Source organism: Polaribacter sargassicola (assembly GCF_021991835.1).
GTDB classification, from domain to species: domain Bacteria; phylum Bacteroidota; class Bacteroidia; order Flavobacteriales; family Flavobacteriaceae; genus Polaribacter; species Polaribacter sargassicola.
In genome coordinates, this window is the sequence record NZ_JAHDAU010000136.1 from 1 (window position 1) to 317 (window position 317).

Genomic DNA, 317 nt, shown 5'->3' on the forward strand with positions numbered 1-317 from the left:
GGGGATCGACGACACGATCGACACCGCCCGACGCCTCTCCGCAGCCGGTGTCGACATCGTGGACACGTCATCCGGCGGCATCACGACCGACCGCACGTCGGACACCCGCGTGCGCCGCAGCTTCGCCTTCCACGCCGACTTCTCCCGGCGAGTGCGTGACCAGGCCGGGGTGCCGACCGCCACGGTCGGACTGATCGTCGACGCCGAGCAGGCCGAACGGCTGGTCGACCGCGGTGATGCCGACCTGGTGCTGCTGGGCCGCGAGATGCTCGATGACCCGAACTGGGCTCACCATGCCCGCCTGCGGCTCGGCGACG

At 71.3% G+C, this 317-nt stretch carries 1 protein-coding gene; it reads left to right on the forward strand.

Translation table 11 applies throughout. The annotated features are described in order from the left end of the window. A partial coding sequence (locus KI686_RS16190) for an oxidoreductase (protein ID WP_497801192.1) occupies positions 1-317 on the forward strand: 317 nt, incomplete at both ends.